General features: G+C 71.2%; 18 protein-coding genes and 1 pseudogene. 11 read left to right on the top strand and 8 right to left on the bottom strand.

What is annotated here, in order from left to right:
* Positions 1 to 66 precede the first annotated feature (66 nt).
* Together ACFV9O_RS11975 and ACFV9O_RS11970 are read left to right on the top strand one after the other, a co-directional pair.
* Complete coding sequence (locus ACFV9O_RS11975; RefSeq protein WP_385415796.1) at positions 67 to 762, top strand: NUDIX hydrolase; 696 nt, start codon at positions 67 to 69, stop codon at positions 760 to 762.
* 140 nt (positions 763 to 902) lie between these two features.
* On the top strand, positions 903 to 2,102 hold the full coding sequence (locus ACFV9O_RS11970) for a MarP family serine protease (protein WP_385415793.1): 1,200 nt from the start codon (positions 903 to 905) through the stop codon (positions 2,100 to 2,102).
* 84 nt (positions 2,103 to 2,186) lie between these two features.
* Here ACFV9O_RS11970 and ACFV9O_RS11965 read toward each other — a convergent pair whose 3' ends face one another.
* The 6 genes from ACFV9O_RS11965 to ACFV9O_RS11940 form a co-directional block, all read right to left on the bottom strand.
* Positions 2,187 to 2,366, bottom strand: a complete 180-nt coding sequence (locus ACFV9O_RS11965; protein ID WP_385415789.1) for a hypothetical protein — start codon at positions 2,364 to 2,366, stop codon at positions 2,187 to 2,189.
* A 362-nt stretch (positions 2,367 to 2,728) separates the two neighbouring features.
* Positions 2,729 to 3,709, bottom strand: coding sequence for an alpha/beta fold hydrolase (locus tag ACFV9O_RS11960; RefSeq protein ID WP_385415786.1), 981 nt, complete (start codon positions 3,707 to 3,709; stop codon positions 2,729 to 2,731).
* Positions 3,706 to 4,221: a phage holin family protein gene (locus tag ACFV9O_RS11955; protein ID WP_385415782.1), complete on the bottom strand. Its 516-nt coding sequence runs from the start codon at positions 4,219 to 4,221 to the stop codon at positions 3,706 to 3,708. The genes ACFV9O_RS11960 and ACFV9O_RS11955 overlap by 4 nt, the downstream gene beginning before the upstream one ends.
* Before the next feature lie 39 nt (positions 4,222 to 4,260).
* Positions 4,261 to 5,658 (bottom strand): Na+/H+ antiporter NhaA, encoded by a 1,398-nt coding sequence (nhaA, locus tag ACFV9O_RS11950; protein ID WP_385415779.1) that lies wholly within the window; start codon positions 5,656 to 5,658, stop codon positions 4,261 to 4,263.
* Positions 5,659 to 5,946: 288 nt separating this feature from the next.
* On the bottom strand, positions 5,947 to 7,902 hold the full coding sequence (gene acs, locus ACFV9O_RS11945) for an acetate--CoA ligase (protein ID WP_385415777.1): 1,956 nt from the start codon (positions 7,900 to 7,902) through the stop codon (positions 5,947 to 5,949).
* A 201-nt stretch (positions 7,903 to 8,103) separates the two neighbouring features.
* Positions 8,104 to 10,662 (bottom strand): bifunctional SulP family inorganic anion transporter/carbonic anhydrase, encoded by a 2,559-nt coding sequence (locus ACFV9O_RS11940; protein ID WP_385415774.1) that lies wholly within the window; start codon positions 10,660 to 10,662, stop codon positions 8,104 to 8,106.
* Between the two features lie 342 nt (positions 10,663 to 11,004).
* Between ACFV9O_RS11940 and ACFV9O_RS11935 the strand changes: the two genes are divergently transcribed.
* Positions 11,005 to 12,486 (top strand): hypothetical protein, encoded by a 1,482-nt coding sequence (locus ACFV9O_RS11935; protein ID WP_385415772.1) that lies wholly within the window; start codon positions 11,005 to 11,007, stop codon positions 12,484 to 12,486.
* Here the strand turns inward: ACFV9O_RS11935 and ACFV9O_RS11930 are convergent.
* Positions 12,464 to 13,459, bottom strand: coding sequence for an ATP-binding protein (locus ACFV9O_RS11930; protein WP_385415770.1), 996 nt, complete (start codon positions 13,457 to 13,459; stop codon positions 12,464 to 12,466). The two genes, ACFV9O_RS11935 and ACFV9O_RS11930, sit on opposite strands and share 23 nt — an antisense overlap.
* 103 nt (positions 13,460 to 13,562) lie before the next feature.
* On the opposite strand from ACFV9O_RS11930, the gene ACFV9O_RS11925 reads away from it, so the two are divergent.
* Positions 13,563 to 14,387: an oxidoreductase gene (locus tag ACFV9O_RS11925; protein ID WP_385415768.1), complete on the top strand. Its 825-nt coding sequence runs from the start codon at positions 13,563 to 13,565 to the stop codon at positions 14,385 to 14,387.
* A 394-nt stretch (positions 14,388 to 14,781) separates the two neighbouring features.
* On the opposite strand, the gene ACFV9O_RS11920 is transcribed toward ACFV9O_RS11925, so the two are convergent.
* Positions 14,782 to 15,624: an HAD family hydrolase gene (locus ACFV9O_RS11920; protein WP_385415766.1), complete on the bottom strand. Its 843-nt coding sequence runs from the start codon at positions 15,622 to 15,624 to the stop codon at positions 14,782 to 14,784.
* Between the two features lie 668 nt (positions 15,625 to 16,292).
* Between ACFV9O_RS11920 and ssd the strand changes: the two genes are divergently transcribed.
* The 7 genes and pseudogenes from ssd to ACFV9O_RS11885 all read left to right on the top strand — a co-directional run.
* Complete coding sequence (gene ssd, locus ACFV9O_RS11915) at positions 16,293 to 17,330, top strand: septum site-determining protein Ssd (protein WP_385416011.1); 1,038 nt, start codon at positions 16,293 to 16,295, stop codon at positions 17,328 to 17,330.
* Positions 17,327 to 18,475, top strand: coding sequence for a TadA family conjugal transfer-associated ATPase (locus ACFV9O_RS11910; RefSeq protein ID WP_385415763.1), 1,149 nt, complete (start codon positions 17,327 to 17,329; stop codon positions 18,473 to 18,475). The genes ssd and ACFV9O_RS11910 overlap by 4 nt, the downstream gene beginning before the upstream one ends.
* 11 nt (positions 18,476 to 18,486) lie before the next feature.
* Positions 18,487 to 19,323, top strand: a complete 837-nt coding sequence (locus ACFV9O_RS11905; protein WP_385416009.1) for a type II secretion system F family protein — start codon at positions 18,487 to 18,489, stop codon at positions 19,321 to 19,323.
* On the top strand, positions 19,320 to 20,120 hold the full coding sequence (locus ACFV9O_RS11900; protein WP_385415760.1) for a type II secretion system F family protein: 801 nt from the start codon (positions 19,320 to 19,322) through the stop codon (positions 20,118 to 20,120). The genes ACFV9O_RS11905 and ACFV9O_RS11900 overlap by 4 nt, the downstream gene beginning before the upstream one ends.
* Before the next feature lie 55 nt (positions 20,121 to 20,175).
* Positions 20,176 to 20,409 carry a DUF4244 domain-containing protein gene (locus ACFV9O_RS11895; protein WP_385415758.1) on the top strand — a complete coding sequence of 78 codons (234 nt, stop codon included), beginning with the start codon at positions 20,176 to 20,178 and terminating at the stop codon, positions 20,407 to 20,409.
* Positions 20,396 to 20,791, top strand: a complete 396-nt coding sequence (locus ACFV9O_RS11890; protein ID WP_385415755.1) for a TadE family type IV pilus minor pilin — start codon at positions 20,396 to 20,398, stop codon at positions 20,789 to 20,791. Before ACFV9O_RS11895 ends, ACFV9O_RS11890 begins: the two co-directional genes overlap by 14 nt.
* A pseudogene (locus ACFV9O_RS11885) lies at positions 20,788 to 21,054 on the top strand (Rv3654c family TadE-like protein); the annotation flags it as partial. The gene ACFV9O_RS11890 and the pseudogene ACFV9O_RS11885, both read left to right, overlap by 4 nt.
* Positions 21,055 to 21,077: the final 23 nt, after the last annotated feature.

The following is a 21,077-nucleotide window of genomic DNA, read 5'->3' as shown; positions in this document are numbered from 1 at the left end:
GGCGTGTTACCGGACAGGATGGAACGATCCCGGTCACCGAACGCGTTGCACACGACGGGGGTGCCCATGACACGCACGGATGAGATGTACGACGGCGAGCTGGCCGTGACGAGCGACGGCTTGCCCGACTGGCTCGAGCCGGTCGAGCGTGCCGCGAGGACCGTGGCGCCGGAGCAGCTCAGCCGGTTTCTGCCGCCCGAGAGCGGCGGCGGCCGGCAGTCCGCCGTGCTCATCCTCTTCGGAGACGGTCCTCACGGCCCGGACCTGCTGCTCATGGAGCGTGCGAGCAGCCTCCGCTCGCACGCCGGCCAGCCGTGCTTCCCCGGTGGCGCCCTGGACCCCGAGGACGGCGATCCCGCCACCACCGGCCCGCTCCGCGCAGCCCTCCGTGAGGCCGAGGAGGAGACCGGCCTCGATCCGTCCGGCGTCCAGATCTTCGGCGTGCTGCCCCGCCTCTACATCCCGGTGAGCGGCTTCGTCGTGACCCCCGTCCTCGGCTGGTGGCGCGACCGCAGTCCGGTCGCCGCGGTCGACCCGGCCGAGACCGCCCGGGTCTTCACCGTGCCCGTGGCGGATCTCACGGACCCGGAGAATCGTGCGACGACCGTCCACCCGAGCGGTCACCGCGGCCCGGCATTCCTGGTCGAATCGGCTCTGGTCTGGGGTTTTACCGCCGGCGTTATCGACCGCATCCTGCACTTCGCCGGCTGGGAACGGCCGTGGGACCGTGCGAAGCAGGTCCCGCTCGACTGGCGGTCATGAGACGGTTGACCACGTGTCACCCCCGGGACTGCGAGACTTGCGGCTCCGCCGCGTAGCCCCGGGATACCCGACCCCGCCCCCCGGGGACACGACCTCCGCCGGACGGAGTGCCGGACGACGAAACTGCGAGGCTATTGACGGTGAACGTGCTGGACATCCTGTTGCTGGTCGCGGCCGTATGGTTCGCGATCATCGGATACCGCCAGGGCTTCGTCGTCGGCATCCTGTCGGTGGTCGGTTTCCTCGGCGGCGGACTCGTCGCCGTTTATCTGCTCCCGCTGCTCTGGGACCAGCTGACCGACGAGGCCGAGGTCTCCACGACCGCCGCAGTCGTCGCCGTCGTGATCGTGATCGTCTTCGCGTCCGTCGGCCAGGCCTTCACCACGCACCTGGGCAACAAGCTCCGCCGTTACATCACGTGGTCACCCGCCCGCGCTCTCGACGCCACGGGCGGCGCCCTCGTCAACGTCGTCGCGATGCTGCTCGTCGCCTGGCTGATCGGCTCCGCCCTCGCGGGCACGTCCCTGCCGACGCTCGGCAAGGAGGTCCGCAACTCCAAGGTCCTCCTCGGCGTCTCCCGGGTGATGCCCACTCAGGCGTCCACCTGGTTCACCGACTTCTCCGCGGCCCTCGCGCAGAACGGCCTCCCGCAGGTCTTCAGCCCGTTCGCAAACGAACCCATCACCGAGGTCCGCCCGCCCGACCCGGCGCTCGCCAACAGCCCGGTCACGACCCGCGCCCAGCGCTCCATCGTCAAGGTCGTCGGCACGGCCCCGAGCTGCAACAAGGTCCTCGAAGGCACCGGCTTCGTCTTCGCCCCGCGCCGCGTCATGACCAACGCGCACGTCGTCGGAGGGGTCGACGAGCCCACCGTCCAGATAGGCGGTGAGGGCAGGCGGTACGACGCGACGGTCGTCCTCTACGACTGGCAGCGCGACATCGCCGTCCTGGACGTCCCGGACCTCGAGGCGCCGCCGCTGCGGTTCGCCGGTTCCGACGCCCGCACGGGTGACAGCGCGATCGTCGCGGGCTTCCCGGAGAACGGTTCGTACGACGTACGCTCCGCGCGCGTCCGCGGCCGTATCGACGCCAACGGCCCCGACATCTACCGCAGCGGCGAGGTGCGCCGCGACGTCTACTCGCTGTTCGCGACGGTCCGCCAGGGCAACTCGGGCGGACCGCTGCTCACCCCTGACGGCGACGTGTACGGAGTGATCTTCGCCCGTTCGCTCGACGACGCCAACACCGGCTATGCGCTGACGGCAGATGAGATCCGCGACGACATCACGCTCGGTGCCACCGCCAACCAGCAGGTCGACAGCCGGGGCTGCGCGCTGTGAGGCGGTAGGCGCGCCGTGACGCCGTAGGTACGCCGCGGGGCCGTAGATCCGTACGCGAGGCGGCAGGTGCGCCGCCGAGCCCCGTCAGCCGCGCGTATGGCGCAGCCGCGCCGAGACCCAGCGCGCCCTGCGACGGAGGATACGGGGGATCCCTAGCCGGGGATCGTGGCCCTGTGCCTGTGGGCCGCCCCTCTCCTGGCTGATCGGCGCGGAGGCCGAGCGGGAGTTGCGTGCTGTGTCACCGTAGTCGTGCGTCCAGCCCATACCCCGACGTGTGCCCGTGCCCCAAGGTCGGTAACCGCATCGGGGCCCGCCAATTGGCCTATGCGCGAGGCAATGCCCGTTCGCAGAACGGACGTTCCCTGCCTTCCCGGGGTACGCCTCCCGGCCCGGCCGACCCGGCCGACCGTGCTCGCCCGCCGGCGCGGCGACGGGGCGCGGGTGCGGCCGCCGACGCGGGGGTCAGCGGTCGGGTTCGGGGTCTTTCAGCCAGTTGATGAGCTCGTTGGAGAAGGCCGCCGGGTCCTCTTCATGGGGGCTGTGCTTTCCCGGGGGGCGACCCCCGGACCCCCGGCAGTCGGCTGTGGCACCCGGCGTGTCGGTCGGCGGGGGCTGCCGGCGTGGGGTCAGCGGTCGGGTTCGGGGTCTTTCAGCCAGTTGATGAGCTCGTTGGAGAAGGCCGCCGGGTCCTCTTCATGGGGGAAGTGGCCGAGTCCGTCGAAGAGGCGCCAGCGGTAGGGCGCCTCGACGTACTCGCCCGAGCCCGCCGCGCTGCGTGTGCGCATCGCCGGGTCGAGCGAGCCGTGCAGATGCAGCGTCGGCACCCGCACCGGGCGCTTCATGCGGCGGTTGAACTGGATGCCGTCAGGACGGGCCATCGACCGCACCATCCACCGGTACGGCTCGATCGAGCAGTGAGCGGTCGACGGAATGCACATCGCCCGGCGGTACACTTCGAGCGCGTCGTCCTCGGGCGGCCGCGGACCGGACCAGTCCCGGATGAGCTTGCCCACCAGCGCCGCGTCGTCCGCGACGAGCTGACGCTCCGGCAGCCACGGCCGTTGGAAGCCCCAGACGTACGAACCGGCACGGCTCTGCGCGTAGTCGGCGAGCATCGACGACCGCCAGCGGCGCGGATGCGGCATCGAGGAGACCGCGAGCCGGCGCACCAGCTTGGGGCGCATCACGGCCGCCGTCCAGGCGAGGTACCCGCCCAGGTCATGGCCGACCAGCGCCGCGTCCGGCTCGCCGAGGGAACGGACGACGCCGGTGATGTCGAGCGCGAGGTTCGCGGGGTCGTAGCCCCGCGGCGTCCGGTCGCTGCCTCCCACGCCCCGCAGGTCCATCGCCACAGCCCGGAACCCCGCGTCCGCGAGCGCGGTCAGCTGGTGCCGCCACGTCCACCAGAACTGCGGGAAACCATGCAGCAGCAATACCAGTGGCCCTTCGCCGAGCTCCGCGATATGGAAGCGCGCACCATTGGCCGCCACGTCGCGGTGGGTCCAGGGACCATCGATGCGTACGGGGCTGCCGTTGCCGGCGCCGGTGCCGTGGGCGGTGTTATGGCCGTTTCCGCCGGCGCCGGGGCTCGTATCAGGGGCCGTCATGCAGATGAGCGTGCCACAACGGCGGCCGAGTCCTGGCCCTGACGGGGATGCGGCTTGACGTTCTGCAGCACGGCCGCGGTCTGCTTCGCCGAGGCGATCGACTTCTCCGGCGGCTTGACCTTCATGAACTTGGACCTCGCGAGCAGCCCGGCCAGCGCTGCCAGCAGCACGAAAGCCCCGGCCACGATCAGGAACGACCACGCGAGCCCGAGGCCCAGATTGTGGATGCCGTACGCCGCGGCGAAGCTGAACAGCGGCACCGAGAACAGCAGCAGCACACCCGCGATCGTGCCGGACACGCCGCCCGTCACACCGCGCTTGACGTCCTGCCGGATCTCCGCCTTGGCCAGCGCGATCTCGTCGTGCACCAGTGCGGACATCTCCGCGGTCGCCAATGCGACCAGTTGGCCGATGCTCCGGTCGGTGTCGGCCAGCCGCACCGGTCCGACCGTGTCGCCTGCGGCTTCGACGGCGTCGGTGGCGCGGGCCGCGCTCCTGCCGGGGTCGCTCATCGCTGACTCCCTCATCTCTGCTTCGGATCAGAAGTCAGATCATGCCGGACTGTCGCCGTCACTGCGCGATGCACCCGCGAGTTCCGCCTTGCGCCGGTGCTCCGCGGCCTTCGCCTCGTAGATCGCGGCCATCCGAAGGTGGTAATCCGGATTGTCCTGCTCGTAGATGTCGGGGATGCCGTCGAGGTCCTCGTCGCGCTCCTCCTCCTCGTACAGCGCCTGGTACTTGCGTACGCGCAGCTTGAGCAGCGCACCGGCGAACACGGCGGCGATCAGCGAGCCCATCAGGACCGCGGCCTTGACCTCCCCCATCAGGGTGGCGTTTTCCGCGAAGGCCAGTTCGCCGATGAGGAGGGAGACGGTGAAGCCGATCCCCGCGAGCGCGGCGACGGCGAACACGTCCGGCCAGGCCAGATCGTCGTTGAGCTCGGCCTTGGTGAAGCGGGCGGCGAGCCAGGTGCCGCCGAAGATGCCGATGGTCTTTCCGACGACCAGACCGAGGACGACGCCCAGGGGCTCCGGCCTGCTGAAGACGTCGTGGAGCGAGTTGGCGGAGACGCTCACCCCGGCCGAGAACAGCGCGAACAGCGGCACGGCGAGTCCGGCCGAGATGGGCCGTACGAGGTGCTCGATGTGCTCACCGGGAGAGTGCTCCTCGCCCTTCTCGTGGTGGCAGCGCAGCATCAGGCCCATCGCGACACCGGCGATGGTGGCGTGGATGCCGCTGTTGTACATCAGGCCCCAGATGACGAGGGCCAGCGGGATGTACACGTACCAGCCGCGGACGCGCTTGCGCAGCAGCAGCCAGAAGACACCCAGGCCGACGACCGCCCCGCCGAGCGCGGCGAAGTTCAGGTCGTCGGTGAAGAAGATCGCGATGATCAGGATCGCGAAGAGGTCGTCGACGACGGCGAGGGTGAGCAGGAAGGCCCGGATCGCGGACGGGAGCGATGTGCCGATGACCGCGAGGACGGCGAGCGCGAAGGCGATGTCGGTGGCGGTGGGCACCGCCCAGCCGTCCATGGAGCCGCCGCCCGTGGCGTTGACCAGGGCGTACACGAGCGCCGGTGCGGCCATGCCGCAGACCGCGGCGATGACGGGGAGTGCCGCGGCCTTGGGGTCGCGCAGCTCACCGGCGACCAGCTCACGCTTGAGCTCGATACCGGCGACGAAGAAGAAGATGGCGAGCAGGCCGTCGGCGGCCCAGTGCTGGAGGGAGAGGTCGAGACCGAGCGCGGCCGGGCCTATGTGGAAGTCGCTTACGGCCTCGTAGCTGGCGCCCAGCGGGGTGTTCGCCCAGATGAGGGCGACGACCGCGGCGACCAGGAGCAGTACGCCACCGACGGTCTCGGTGCGCAGCGCATCCGCCACGAAGGTCCGCTCGGGGAGAGACGGACGGCCGAGGAACTTACGGGTCGGGGGAGTTGGCGCGGCCACGGGCGAGAACCTCCGGTCGTTCGGGCAGGGCACAGCACATGCCGACCAGACTTCCCGGCTCACCTGAGTTCTTCTTGTCACGCTCTTGACGCGGTCCTTAGCTTACCTAAGAGCGCAAGGCGACCCGGCGACCTTCACTTTAGAGGCAAAGACGACAAACAGGGCACCCGGTGTATGGCCGGGTGCCCTGTTGACGACCTGTCTCATTCCGGAACGGCAGGACCGGTGCCTGGCCGGCCCGGGGTCGGCCGGAGCCGGGACCTCAGGCCGGTGGGACCGGGGGGCCAGTCAGTCCTCCGAGGCCGCGGTCGGCAGCTTGGACTGGATGAGGTCCATCACCGAGGAGTCGGTGAGGGTGGTGACATCGCCGAGCTGACGGTTCTCCGCGACATCGCGCAGCAGCCGGCGCATGATCTTGCCGGAGCGGGTCTTCGGCAGCTCGGCCACCGGCAGGATCCGCTTGGGCTTGGCGATCGGGCCGAGCGTTGCGCCCACGTGGTTGCGCAGCTCCGCGACGAGCCCCTCGTCCTCGCTCGCCGTGCCGCGCAGGATCACGAACGCCACGATCGCCTGGCCGGTCGTCTCGTCCGCCGCGCCGACGACCGCGGCCTCGGCGACCTTCGGGTGGGAGACGAGCGCGGACTCGACCTCGGTGGTCGAGATGTTGTGCCCGGAGACGAGCATGACGTCGTCGACCCGGCCCAGCAGCCAGATGTCGCCGTCGTCGTCCTTCTTGGCGCCGTCGCCCGCGAAGTACTTCCCCTCGAAGCGGGACCAGTAGGTGTCGATGAAGCGCTGGTCGTCGCCCCAGATGGTGCGCAGCATCGACGGCCACGGCTCGGTCAGGACCAGATAGCCACCGCCGCCGTTCGGCACCTCCCGGGCCTCGTCGTCGACGACGGTCGCGGAGATACCGGGCAGGGGGCGCTGGGCGGAGCCCGGCTTGGTCTCGGTGACGCCCGGCAGCGGGGAGATCATCATCGCCCCGGTCTCGGTCTGCCACCAGGTGTCGACGATCGGGGTCTTCCCGGCTCCGATGTGCTCCCGGTACCAGATCCAGGCCTCCGGGTTGATCGGCTCACCGACCGAGCCGAGGATGCGCAGGCTGGAGAGGTCGAACTTGGCGGGGATGTCGTCTCCCCACTTCATGAACGTACGGATCGCGGTCGGCGCGGTGTAGAGGATCGTGACGCCGTACTTCTGCACGATCTCCCAGAACCGGCCCTGGTGCGGGGTGTCGGGCGTGCCCTCGTACATCACCTGCGTCGCGCCGTTGGCCAGCGGTCCGTACGTGATGTACGAGTGGCCGGTCACCCAGCCGATGTCGGCGGTGCACCAGTAGACGTCGGTCTCGGGCTTGAGGTCGAAGACGGCTTGGTGGGTGTAGGCCGCCTGGGTGAGATAGCCGCCCGAGGTGTGGAGGATGCCCTTCGGCTTACCCGTCGTACCGGACGTGTAGAGGATGAAGAGCGGGTGCTCCGCGTCGAACGCCTCCGGCGTGTGCTCGGCCGACTGGCGGGAGACGATGTCGTCCCACCACACGTCACGTCCCTCGGTCCACGCCACGTCCTGGCCGGTGCGGCGCACGACCAGCACGTGCTGCACGCGGTCCACGCGGTTGATGGCCTCGTCGACGGCCGGCTTGAGGGCGGCCGGCTTGCCGCGCCGGTAGCCGCCGTCCGCAGTGATGACGAGCTTGGCGTCGGCGTCCGCGATGCGGGTGGCGATGGCGTCCGCGGAGAAGCCGCCGAAGACCACCGAGTGCGCGGCGCCGATCCGGGCGCAGGCGAGCATCGAAATGACGGCCTCGGGGATCATGGGCAGATACACGGCCACCCGGTCGCCCTTGGTGACGCCCAGCTCGGTGAGGGCGTTGGCCGCCTTGGAGACCTCGTCCTTGAGCTCGGCGTAGGTGAGGGCCCGGTGGTCGCCCGGCTCGCCCTCGAAGTGGATCGCGACGCGGTCGCCGTGGCCCGCCTCGACGTGACGATCCACGCAGTTGTACGCCACGTTGAGCTTGCCGTCGGCGAACCACTTGGCGAAGGGCGGGTTCGACCAGTCGAGTGTCTCGGTCGGCTCGGTGGCCCAGGTGAGCCGCCGAGCCTGCTCGGCCCAGAAGCCAAGCCTGTCCGCCTCGGCCTGCTCGTACGCCTCGGCCGTCACGTTGGCGTTCGCGGCCAGCTCGGCAGGCGGCGCGAACCGCCGCTCCTCCTTGAGCAGGTTGGCCAGGCTTTCGTTGCTCACGACATCTCCCTTTCCCAGGGCGTCCTATGTGCCTATGTGTCCCAGGCCATAGCTCATCAGCCAGATGCCCGGGTGACAAGAGCCTTCCGGAAATTGGTTTAGACCTATCTGGAACGGATGGCCCCTCGTCCCCGGGCGGTGGGGAGGAGGGGCCACACGTTCTCACGTATGCCGCGCCCGAATGGTTCAGGGCGCGCCCGGTCAGGCGTGCGTGTCCTCCAGCGCCGGCGGTACGGCGGTTACCCGGTCGAAGACCTCGTCGATACGGTCGGTCTCCTCGCCGCCCGCCAGCAGATAGGCCTGGGCCTCCCCCACGTGGAAGTACATCCCGTGCAGCTGCAGCGTGCCCTCGGCGAGCCGCCGCGCCACGGCCTCGTGCGCGCGCAGATGCTCCAGCTGCTGGACCACATTGGTGAGGCACAGCTGCTCCACCGCATCGGCGGGCAGTCGGCCGGAGATCCTGGCCCAGGAGTGGTGCCGCGACGTCATCCGCTCGAGGCTGGGCCGCCCGTGCCGTAGCCAGCGCCACAGCGGCGTCCGCGCGCCCGCACCGTCCGGCGGACCGGCCATCAGGGCCTGCATCGCCCCGCAGCCGGAGTGGCCGCAGACGGTGATCGAGTCCACCTGCAGCACGTCCACGGCGTACTCGATCGCCGCCGCGACCGAGTCGTCCCCGCGCTCCTTGCTCGGCAGGGGCACGAGATTGCCCACGTTCCGCACGGTGAACAGATCGCCCGGACCGCTCGCCGTGATCATGCTCGTGACGAGGCGGGAGTCGGCGCAGGTGAGGAACAGCTGGGAGGGGCGCTGGCCCTCGCGTGCCAGCCGCGCGAGCTCGTCCCGCACCAGCGGGGCGGTGTTGCGCTGGAAGGAACTGAGCCCGCTGGCCAGTTGGTGCTTGGGCGGCACCGGCGACTGCTCGGGCGCGGCAGCGGCGGGGTGCTCTCCGCAGTGGTGGTTCCGCCAGGGCGTCCAGGGCCGGCAGCAGGCGTGCGACTCGGAGGCCGGCTCGGCGATCCGGCCTCCGGACCGGCCGGTGAAGGCGACCGTCCCGCCCTGCGCCTCATGGGCCGCCTGCCAGTCGTGCAGCGCCTCGAAGGCCGCGTGGTCCATGAAGGAGCCGTCCAGCTCCACGACGGCATCGGCGTCATGGGGCACCTGCCCCAGCACCCGGCTCAGCCGTGGCACGGCCAGAAACGTCAACTGACCCCGCACCCGGATCCGGTGGCCACCCTCGCGCTCTTCCACGGTGATGCGGGTCCTGGTCAGCCGGTGCAGCGCGACCGCGACCGCCACGGCGATCCCGATGGCCACACCCTCCAGCACCCCGGTCAACACCACGGCGCTCATGGTCGCCGCGTACACCAGCATTTCGCGGTTGCGTCGCACGCTGCGCAGATGCGTGATGCTGACCATCTGGACGCCGACGACCATCACCAGCGCGGCCAGGGCGGCCAGTGGGATCAGATCGAGGACGGGCACCAGCAGCAGTGCGGCGACCGCGATCCAGAGCCCGTGCAGCATCGTCGAGTGACGGCTCACGCTGCCCGCCGACACATTGGCTGCGCTGCGCACGGCGACGCCGGTGATCGGCAGCCCGCCGAGCGCGCCCGAGACCACGTTCGCCGCGCCCTGCCCGGTCAGCTCCCGGTCGAGGTCGGCGCGTGGGATGCGGACGGCGGGCTTCTTGCGGCCCGCGACGAGCTTGTCGACGGCGACCGCGGACAGCAGGGACTCGACGCTGCCGACCAGGGTGATGGTGAGGACGGCGGCGGCGATGCCGAGCACCGGCCCTTCGGGTACCTCGGGCAGGGCGTGGCTGCGCCAGGACGGGAGATCGACACGGGGCAGGCTGAGGCCGGCGGCCACGGCCAGGGCGGTCGCTGTGCCCACGGCGGCGAGCGCGGCCGGGGTCTTCCGCAGGAGCCGGCCGGTGCGCCCAGGGATACGCGGCCAGGCGAGCAGTACGGCGACGGTCAGGACGCTGACGGAGAGCGCGGCGGAATGGAGGTCGGCCAACTGGCCGGGCAGTCCGAGAGCGTTGTCGACCGCGGAGCTCTGCGGAGTGCCGCCGAGCACGATGTGGAGTTGTGCGAGGGCGATCGTGGCACCGATACCGGCCAGCATGCCGTGCACGATCGCCGGGCTTACGGCGAGGGCGGACCGGGCCACCCGCAGCGCGGACAGCGCGAGTTGGGCGAGGCCGGCGAGGACGGTGATGGCGCACGTGGTGCGCCAGCCGTATCGCTGGATCAGGTCGGCCGTGACCACGGTGAGCCCGGCAGCGGGCCCGCTGACCTGCAGCGGGGCTCCGCCGAGCAGCCCGGCGACGACACCGCCGACGGCGGCGGCCACGAGGCCCGCCTGGAGGGGTGCGCCGGTGGCCAGGGCGATGCCGAGGGACAGCGGCAGGGCGATCAGGAAGACGCTGATCGAGGCGGACAGATCGGCGCCGGAGATCCGGAAGCGGGGCCGCTGCCTCTCGGGGCGCCTGCCTCCGGACCGGCGGTCCTCAGGCCGTTGGTCTTCGGGGCGGTCGTCGTCGGGTCGGTCGTCCTCGGGTCGGTCGTCGTCGGGTCGGTGGCCCTCGGGTGCCTGCTCGGGTGCCTGCCCCGGCGGACTGTGCGGGCGCTGGAAGCGGGTCGTACTGGCAGGGGTGGGGGCGGCCGGTGTGGGGGCGGCCTGGGCCGAGGCCGTACCGCGATCTTCGGGCTTGTCGCGGTCGTGGCCGTTCATGCGAAAGGGGACGCAAGCGGACATGGTTCCCGTCTCCTCCGGGGCAGCGCGGTCGCGGAATGTGGGGGTCGCGGCCGTGGGTCACGGCGTACAGCGGCGGGATGGTCGAGCACGGAGCCTCGGTCCGCCGCGCCTGTGGCGGCCTCGGCGGAGTCTCAACTCTCGGTAAATGGATCGTAATGCAGAGTAAAGACTGCGGCATGAATTTCGGGGCAAATGGGGCAACTGTTCACCCGTTTCGGTGATTAATCACTTCGGCTCGGCCTGTCGCCCCTCCCCCTTTCCCAACCGGTGTGAATTTGGCGGTTGCAGTCTTATCGGCTGATAAGCAGACAATCACTGCAAATGAGGGAAGAGGGTGGCCGGATGCAGCCCGACACAAGGAAGTTCGCGTTCGGTGCCGCTGCCGCAGCGCTGGTCATCGGCTTCGGCGGCTGCTCCGCCGACGGTTCCGGGCCGGGCGCACCGGGTGCGGAGGGTGCCGCTGCCTCCGTTCGCGTGATCCGCCTCATCGGTGACGGCTCGACCGCCTACACAGGAAGACAGCCCGGGGTGACCAAGCCCGAGCGTCTGAAGCCCGGTCAGAAGCCCCCGCAGTTCGTGGTGTTCTCCTGGGACGGCGCCGGTGAGGACAGCCAGAAGCTCTTCTCCCGCTTCCGCGAGGCGGGCAGGAAGTACGGCGCGACGATGACCTACTTCCTCAGCGGCGTGTATCTGCTGCCCGAGGGGAAGGCCACGATGTACGACCCGCCACAGCACGCACGGGGCCGCTCCGACATCGGCTTCAACAACAGGCGGGGCATCAGGGACACCCTGCACGAACTGCGCGGCGCCTGGCTCGAGGGCAACGAGATCGGCACCCACTTCAACGGCCACTTCTGCGGCCCGGAGTCCGGCGTCGGGAACTGGTCGGTCAAGGAGTGGGAGAGCGAGATCAACCAGGCCAAGTCCTTTGTGAGGAACTGGAAGACGAACTCAGGGCTGAAGAAGGAGCTGCCGCTTCCCTTCGACTACGAGAAGGAGCTCATCGGCGCCCGCACCCCCTGCCTGGAAGGGCGCGAGAACTTCATGAAGGCCGCGCGGCGGCTGGGCTTCCGCTACGACACCAGCGGTATCGGCGACCAGGTCTGGCCCAGGAAGGAGCGCGGCCTGTGGGATCTCTCCCTCCAGCGGGTCCCGCTCCCGGGCCGCGCCTTCGAGGCGCTCGCCATGGACTACAACTTCATGATCAACCAGTCGGGGAAGACCGAGGGTGCCCCCCATATGCACAGGTACTGGGGCGACCAGATGCGCGACGGCCTGGTCCAGGCCTTCGACCGGGCGTACGAAGGCAACCGCGCCCCGCTGATCATCGGCAACCACTTCGAGTCCTGGAACGGCGGCACGTACATGCGCGCCGTCGAGGAGGCCATCGCGACGGTGTGTGTGAAGCGGAACGTTCGGTGCGTCTCGTTCCGGCAGCTCGCCGACTGGCTCGACGCACAGGACCCGCAGATCCTGGCGAAGCTGCGCACTCTCGATGTCGGCCGGTCGCCGAAGCAGGGCTGGGAGGCCTTCATGACCCCCCAGCCCGCGAAGCCCGCGAAGCCCGCCAAGCTCGCCAAGCTCGCGAAGTCTGCCGAGTCGGACAAGCCTGCTGGGTCCGCCGGGTCCGCCGGGTCCGCCGGGTCCGCGGGGTCCGCCGCGTCGGCGAAATCCGCCCTGGGCGGTGCCATTGCGGGAATGCCTGGCGCCGGGATCTCAGCTGCGGGAATCTCCGGGCCGAGGTGGCCCGGCCTGGTGTGGCCGCCGCAGAGCGGGACGTTCGGCCCGGCGGGGGAGCGCGTCAGGCCGGCTGGGGAGCGCTGACCTCAGCGGCCGGTTCCCCGAGGACGAAGGCGGGGTCGACCTGCGAGGCCAGGTCGGCGCCCGTCTTCGCGTTGCCCCAGCTCTGCGCGTTCTTCAGATGGAAGTGCACCATCTGGCGCGTGTAGCGCTCCCAGTCGCGGCGGCCGTACGACGCGTCGGCCTCGGCCTGCAGCGCGCGCAGCGCCGCCCGGTTGTGCTCCTCCAACTGCCCGAAGCGGGCCGGACGGCCCTTCTCCATCGCCCGCACCCACTCCGAGTGCCCGACCGCGACGAGCAGGTCGTCGCCCACCTGCTCGCGCAGGAAGTCCAGATCGTCCTGCCCCTGCACCTTGTTGCCGACGACCTTGAGCGAGACGCCGAAGTCCCGGGCGTACTCCTTGTACTGCCGGTAGACGGAAACGCCCTTCCGGGTCGGCTCTGCGACGAGGAACGTCATGTCGAAGCGGGTGAACATCCCGGAGGCGAAGGAGTCCGAACCGGCCGTCATGTCGACCACGACGTACTCGTCCGGGCCGTCGACGAGATGGTTGAGGCACAGCTCCACCGCCCCGACCTTGGAGTGGTAACAGGCCACCCCGAGATCGGCCTCGGTGAACGGTCCGGTCGCCATCAGCCGGATCTCGCCATCGTCCAGCCGGACGGTTCGCGCGCAGGCGTCGTAGACCGGATTGTCCTCCCGTACCCGCAGCAGCCGTGAACCCTCGCCCGGAGGCGTGGTCTTGATCATTGTCTCGGCGGACGCGATCCGCGGATTCGTGCCGCGCAGATAGTCCTTGATGAGCGTGAGGTGCGCGCCCATCGCGGGAAGCGCCGCGGCCTCGTCGTCGTCGAGACCGAGCGCCACGCCCAGGTGCTGGTTGATGTCGGCGTCCACCGCGACGACGTGGGCCTGCTGTGCGGCGAGGTGGCGGATGAAGAGCGAGGACAGCGTGGTCTTGCCGCTGCCGCCCTTCCCTACGAAAGCGATCTTCATGTTCACCTAAGGTAGCGGCTCGTACGCGTGCAGTGGTCGGAGTGCGTGAAGAAGACCACTCCAACGTGGGGCCCGGCCCTCGGGGCGCGTAGCCTCGCTACTTATGAGTACGAACGCCTCTGACCCTCTCGCCGCACTGGGCGCCCTGCCCGGGGTCGCGGATGCCGTGGACTCTGTACGCAAGGCCGTCGACCGGGTCTACGGCCACCGGGTCATGCGCCGCCGCAGCAACGAGGTCGCATCCGAGGCGGCTCTGCGCGGAGCCCGTGCTTCCGCGGCGCTCTCGGGTGCCGACTGGGCGCTGGAAGAGGTGCGCCGGCGCAGCGACTTCGGCGGCGAGGACGAGGCCCGTACCGTCGGTGCGGCCCTGAGGCTGACCGCCGAGTCCGGCCAGCTGCTGTCCATCTGGCGGCAGTCGCCGCTGCGGGTGCTGGCCCGGCTGCATCTGGTGGCCGCGGGCGGCGCGGCGCCGGACGACACGGTCGGCCGTCCCCGGCTCGCGGACGAGAAGGTCGACGAGTCGCTGATCGAGGCGCCCCTGCCGGACGCGGACGAGGTGGCCGGGCGGCTGGAGGGGCTCTCCGGGCTGATCATCGCGGGCAGTTCGGCCCCTGCGCTGGTGATGGCCTCGGTCGTGCACGGTGAACTGCTCGCCCTGCGCCCGTTCTCCTCGGCCAACGGGCTGGTGGCCCGGGCCGCCGAGCGCATCGTCCTGGTGGGCAGCGGACTCGACCCCAAGTCGATCTGCCCGGCCGAAGTCGGCCATGCGGAGCTCGGTCGCGCGGCGTACGTCACCGCTCTCGACGGCTATCTGTCCGGAACTCCGGAGGGGATGGCGGCTTGGATCGCCCACTGCGGCCGCGCGGTCGAACTCGGCGTACGGGAATCGACCGCGGTCTGCGAGGCCTTGCAGCGGGGTGCGGCGTAGGGTCCGGGCCGGGCACGGCCAAGCTCTCGTGTGGCATGACCGGGAGACTCTCGGGAGGCATGGCCGGGAGACGGGGCTCGTACCGAGGGGTGCCCGCACAAAGGGTTGCGGCGGTACCAGAATTGGTACCGCCGCTGGCATGTCCGCCCAGTTACCAAGCGTCCTCGATATGTTGCCCATCAGGTCGGGAACTTTGCCCGTCACCTGGTGCGGCTGGCCCGTAATCGACGGGTCGACGTCGCGTGGGTGCTCGGCGTCCATACTTAGGTCCGTGGGCCTTTTCTTGCGTGATTGGTGATCCTCTCGGATATCCCAGGTCTCGCGGGCCTTAAGTCCTTTGTACTCCAGCGGCCGGTCGAGCGGAACCCCTGGCTACACTTCTTTACTTTTAACCTCAAATACGGGCAAAGTTCGCGCCACGGCGGCGGCTGGCGTACCAGACGAGCCCGGCGGTGGCGACCGCCGCACCCACCGCGGCCGCCGCGACCAGCGCAGGACGTGCCGGCATCGTGAACGCGGGGATCCGCTGCTTCAGTCGTACCGGCCGGTCGAAGACGAGAATCGGCCAATCGCGTGACGCCGCCTCGCGGCGCAGCGCTCGGTCGGGGTTGACCGCGTACGGATGACCGACGGACTGGAGCATGGGGATGTCGGTGACGGAGTCGCTGTACGCGTAACAGCGCGACAGGTCGTACCCCTCGGACTGCGCGAGCCCCTTGATCGCCTCGGCCTTGGTCGGCCCGTAGGCGTAGTACTCGATCTCTCCCGTGTAGCAGCCGTCGTCGCCGACGACCATGCGGGTCGCGACGACACGGTCGGCGCCCAGCAGTTCGCCGATCGGCTCGACGACCTCCGCGCCGGAGGTGGAGACGATCACGACGTCCCGCCCGGCCGCGTGGTGCTCCTCGATGAGGGAGGCGGCCTCGTCGTAGATGATCGGGTCGATCAGGTCGTGGAGGGTCTCGGCGACGATCTCCTTGACCTGGTTGACGTTCCAGCCTTTGCAGAGGGCGGACAGGTACTGGCGCATCCGCTCCATCTGGTCGTGGTCCGCACCGCCCGCGAGGAAGACGAACTGGGAGTACGCGGTGCGCAGTACGGCGCGACGGTTGATCAGTCCGCCTTGGTAGAAGGACTTGCTGAAGGTCAGCGTGGACGACTTCGCAATGACCGTCTTGTCCAGGTCAAAGAAGGCTGCTGTGCGCGGCAAGGAGTGGTTTTCCACGACGCCGAGCATAGGCGCCCACCATTCGGCGTAAGCTGGGGCGCGTGGGTTTGCCTGAGAAGGCTCTCGGGTACACCATGGAAGTCACGGATCGTTCGCGACCGTGCTAACCCGGTCCGACTCCTCCCCCCCCGAGTCGGCCGTGGGGACGACCCCCGCTCTCCCCCCCGGCGGGGGTCGTCGCATGTCCGGACGCGTTTTCGCCCCTCCCGGATGATCGTTTCCCTCTCCTTCCGGCCTCTGTGGCCCTGTCCGCGGGCGACCCAGGGTCGTCACTCTGTGTAGCCGTTGGACTGCACTCCGGAAGTCGTTCGGGAAGTCACCGGTATGGGCTACCGGGATATTCACAAGTGGTGAGTTGTCCACAGTTTTGAAGCAAGATCCACACGATTTTCGGGCGCGCTGCACGGTGATTCCGTCCGCGAACTTTGCGGGCCGAAGGAATCACTGTTCTGGGCCGGTGCGCCGGCCTCGCGGCACTCCACTGCGCCAGTGGGGTGAGAGGGGGAGAAATCGTGTCGGGTTTCCTCACATCTGGTACGTCGGGCACATCCGGTGCGTCGGGCACATCCGAAGCATCGGGCTCGTCGGGAGGGTTCGGCTCGTCGGGCGTCTCCGACGGGTGGTCGGGGGTCGGCGCGCGCTCGCCCGTCGGTGAGCGGCGGGGCGGGCCTCTGATCATCACGGAGGACCTGGAGCTGCTCGACGATCTGCTGCGGCTGTGTGCCGCGGCGGGCGCCGATCCGCAGGTGCACCATGCGGTGCCCGAGGAGAGGGCGAGTTGGGAGAGCGCGCCGCTGGTCCTGGTCGGGGACGACGCGGCCGCCCGTTGCCGTGGGGCCACGCGCAGAGCCGGGGTGCTGCTCGTCGGCAGGGATCAGGACGATCCACAGGTGTGGCGGCGGGCCGTGGAGATCGGTGCCGACTGTGTGCTGCGGCTGCCCGACGCCGAGAGCTGGCTCGTCGACCGGATCGCCGATGTGGCGGAAGGCGTCGGCCGGCCCGCTCTGACGGTCGGCGTGATCGGCGGCAGGGGCGGCGCGGGTGCCTCGACGCTGGCCGGGGCGCTGGCCGTGACGGCTGCCCGGGCGGGGCAGCGCACGATGCTCGTGGACGGCGACCCGCTGGGCGGTGGTCTCGATGTGCTCCTCGGCGGGGAGCAGGCCGAGGGCAGACGCTGGCCGGACTTCGCGGCGTCGAAGGGCAGGGTGGCGGGCGGCGCCCTCGAGGAGTCCCTGCCGTCGGTGCATGGGCTTCGGGTGCTGAGCTGGGACCGCGGCGATTCGGTGGTGGTGCCTCCCGAGTCCATGCGCTCGGTGCTGGCCGCGGCCCGCAGGCGTGGCGGAGTGGTGGTCGTGGATCTGCCCCGCCGGGTCGATGAGGGTGTGGCGGAGGCGCTGGCCCAGCTGGATCTCGGGCTGCTGGTGGTTCCGGGCGAGCTGCGTGCGGTAGCCGCGGCGAGGCGTGTCGCGTCGACGGTGGGCATGGTGCTCGGCGATCTACGGGTCGTGGTGCGCGGGCCGTACGCATCGGGGCTGGACGAGCAGTGGGTGGCCGACGCGCTCGGGCTGCCGCTGGCAGGCGAACTGCCCGTGGACACGGGGCTGTCCGCCGATCTGGACGGGGGCATTCCACCCGGTGCCGGCGCGCGCGGACCACTGGCCACGTTCTGTTCGGCCTTCTGGGAGCAGGCACTCGCGGGCGGTGGGGTCTCATGACCGCACCACTGCTCGAGGCCGTACGGCAGCGGCTCGCCGAGAGCGGTGCCGAGCCGACCCCGGCCAGGGTGGCGGCCGCTCTGCGCGCGCAGGGCCGGCTGCTCGGGGACGCCGAAGTGCTGGGCGCCGCGGAGGAATTGCGGTGCGAGCTGGTGGGGACGGGGCCGCTGGAGCCGCTCCTCGCCGACCCCGAAGTGACGGACGTCCTGGTGTCGGCACCGGACCGGGTGTGGGTGGACCGGGGCGGCGGGCTCCAGCTCACAGACGTCACCTTCTCCGACACGGCCGCGGTGCGCAGACTGGCCCAGCGCCTCGCGGCGGTCGCCGGGCGGCGGCTGGACGACGCCCGCCCCTGGGTGGACGCCAGACTCCCGGACGGCACCCGTATGCATGCGGTGCTGCCCCCGGTCGCGGTCGGCTCGACCTGTCTGTCGCTGCGGGTGGTGCGCCCCCGCGCCTTCTCGCTGAGCGAGCTCGTCGCCGCGGGGACGGTCCCGCCGGGCGGGGACCAGCTGCTCGGGGCGCTGATCGAGGCCAGGGTCTCGTATCTGGTCAGCGGCGGCACGGGCTCGGGCAAGACCACCCTGTTGTCGACACTGCTGGGCCTCGTCGGTGAGCGCGAGCGGATCGTGCTGGCCGAGGACTCGGCGGAGCTGCGGCCCGACCACCCGCATGTGGTGCGGCTGGAGTCCCGCCCGGCGAACCAGGAGGGCGCGGGCCGGGTCACCCTGCGGGACCTGGTGCGCCAGGCCCTGCGGATGCGGCCCGACCGGCTCGTCGTGGGCGAGGTGCGCGGCGCCGAAGTCACCGATCTGCTGGCCGCGTTGAACACGGGCCATGACGGTGGCTGCGGGACCGTCCACGCCAACACGGCCACCGATGTGCCGGCCCGGCTGGAGGCTCTGGGCACTGCGGCCGGGCTCGACCGGGCCGCGCTGCACAGCCAGTTGGCGGCCGCGCTGACGGTGGTGGTCCATCTCGTACGTGACCGGGACGGACGGCGTCGGATCGCCGAGGTGCATGTCCTGGAGCGGGACCCGACGGGACTGGTGGTGACCGTACCGGCGCTGCGGTGGGGCTCGGCGGGCTTCGCGCGGGAGCGGGGCTGGGAGCGGCTGCGGTCGCTGATCGGGGGGGCGTGGTGACGACGGTGGCGATGTGTGCGGCGGTCTGTGCGGGCGCCGCGGCATGGATGACGGCCGGTGGGGACCACCAGGGGACGCGGCGGGCCGGGCTGGTGCTCGCGGGTGGGGGCGCCATGGACTTGGCCCCGCGGTGGGACCGGGCACGGTGGATGCGGGCCGTGCGGCGGCTGCGGCGGGAGTGGCTGTGTCTGCCGGCGGCGTTGGTGCTCGCTGTGCTCGGGGAGTCCGTGCTGCCGCTGGTCGCGGGCGTGATCGCGGTGCCGCTGGTGGGGCGGCGGCTGCGGGCCGGGGAGCGGAGGCGGGCGCAGGAACGCAGAGCCGATGCGGTGGTCGCGCTCTGCGGTGGGATCGCGGGTGAGCTACGGGCGGGGCGCCAGCCCGGACAGGCGCTGCTGACCGCGGGCCGCGCCACGGGGGCGCTCGGCGGGGCGGAGGCCGCGGTGCTGGCTGCCGCACGGTTCGGCGGCGATGTGCCCGCGGAGCTGCGACGGGCGGCCCGTGAGCCGGGCGCGGAAGGGCTGGCCGGACTCGCGGCCTGCTGGCGGGTGTCGGTGGACGGCGGGGCGGGGCTGGCCTCCGGTCTCGATCGGCTGGAGGCAGCGCTCCGGGCCGAGAGGGACCAACGGGAGGGGTTGCGCGCGCAGTTGGCCGGCGCGTGGTCGACGGTCGTCGTGCTGGCGCTGCTCCCGGTAGTCGGACTGGGCCTCGGCTCGGCGCTGGGAGCCGGTCCGCTGAGGGTGCTGCTGCACACCCCCATCGGGGTGGGATGCCTGGTGGTGGGCGTGCTGCTGGAGGCCGCCGGGCTGTGCTGGGCGGCGCGGATCGTGCGGACGGGGGAGCGGCCATGATCGGTGAGTTCGTCCACAGGCTGGGGGCGGCGGTCCCGGTGGTGGCCGCCGTGGCCTGGCTGTGCTGCCTGGCGGCGGGCTGGCGGCGCGAGCGACGGGTGCGCGGGCGGATCGCGGCCCTGCTGGCGGTGGAGTACGGGCAGCGGCGTCAAAAGTGGCCGGCCGAGTCCGGCACCGGGACCGTGGCCGGGGCGGGAACCTGGGCGCGGGAGTGGGCTCTTCCGGCGGGGGCGTTGATCACCGGCTGGGTCCTCGCGGGCGGAGTGACGGGATGCCTGCTGGGGGCGGCGGGGGCGTACGGCCTCAGGAAGTGGCGGCAGGGGCGCGCGCGGGACAGGGCCGCGGGCGAGGACCACTCGGCGGAGCAACTGCCCCTCGCCGCCGATCTGCTGGCCGCCTGTGTCTCGGCCGGGGCCGGACCACGTGAGGCGGCAGAAGCGGTCGGGGAGTCGTTGGGCGGCCCGGTCGGCGCACGCCTGGCGAAGACCGCGGCCGAACTGCGCCTCGGCAGCGAACCGGCGCAGGCGTGGGGGAGGTTCGGCGAGATAGCGGGTGCTGCCGGGCTGGCCCGCTGTCTGGAGCGGGCCGGTTCCTCGGGGGCGCCGGCGGCGGAGCCGGTCTCCCGGCTGGCCGCAGGTCTCCGGGCGGAGCGTGCCAGGAGCGCCGCGGCCCGGGCCCAGCGCGCCCAGGTCCTGATCACGGCACCGGTGGGGCTCTGCTTTCTGCCCGCGTTCCTGGCGATCGGGGTGGCCCCGGTGGTGATCGGCCTGGCGAGCGGACTGCTGCACGGCGACTGAGGCGACTGAGACGACGACCGACACAGCAATTGACCAACGGATTCAGGAGGTTGAGATGAAGTTCTTGGAGCGGCTGAAGGACCGGGCGACTCGTGCGGAGGCGAATGCGCGGGCCTGGCTGGGCAGGACACGGGCGCGTCGCGACGCGGGGATGACGACGTCGGAGTACGCGATGGGAACGATCGCGGCCTGTGCCTTCGCCGCGGTCCTCTACAAGGTGGTGACGAGCGGGACGGTGGCGACGGCGCTCGAGTCGGTCATCGGGAAGGCGCTCAATGCCCAGTTCTGACACCTCGGCCGCGGCGGCGGACACATCGGCGCCGCTGGACAGGGGGTCCGTGACGGCGGAGGCGGCGGTGGCCGTTCCGGCGCTGGTGGTGTTCACGATGGCGCTGGTGTGGGCTCTGATGGCGGCGTCCGCGCAGATCCAGTGTGTGGACGCCGCCAGGGCCGGGGCGCGTGCGGCCGCACGATCGGAGCCGGAGGACGCCGTGCTCGCCGCCGCCCGGTCGGCGGCCCCGGGCGACGCCCGGATCTCGGTGGGCCGGGAAGGCGACCTGTGGCGGGTCCGGGTGGAGGCCCCGACACCCGGCCCGGGAGGGCTGGCGCTGACCCTGACCGCGGAAGCCGCCGCGCTCGCGGAGGACACGGTGGGGAGCGGTGCGCCATGACCAGAAGCCGCGACCGGGGTTCGGCGACCGTATGGGTGGCTATAGCCGCGTGCGCGATGTGTGCGGTCCTCGCCGTGGTGCTCGCCATGGGCCAGGTGGTCGTCGCACGCCACCGCGCGGGCGCAGCGGCCGACCTGGCGGCGCTCGCCGCGGCGGACCGGGCGCTGGAGGGTGCGGGGCCGGCGTGCGATGCGGCGGCGCGGGTGGCCCGCGCTCAGGGGACGGCGCTGGTGCGGTGTGCGGTGACCGGGGAGATCGCCGATGTGACGGCCGGCGCCGCGCTCGG

Origin of the sequence: Streptomyces sp. NPDC059909 (assembly GCF_042730885.1) — a bacterium.
Lineage (GTDB): Bacteria > Actinomycetota > Actinomycetes > Streptomycetales > Streptomycetaceae > Streptomyces.
The sequence above is the reverse complement of the archived record's forward strand: the minus strand, read 5'-3'. Positions and strand labels throughout refer to the sequence as shown.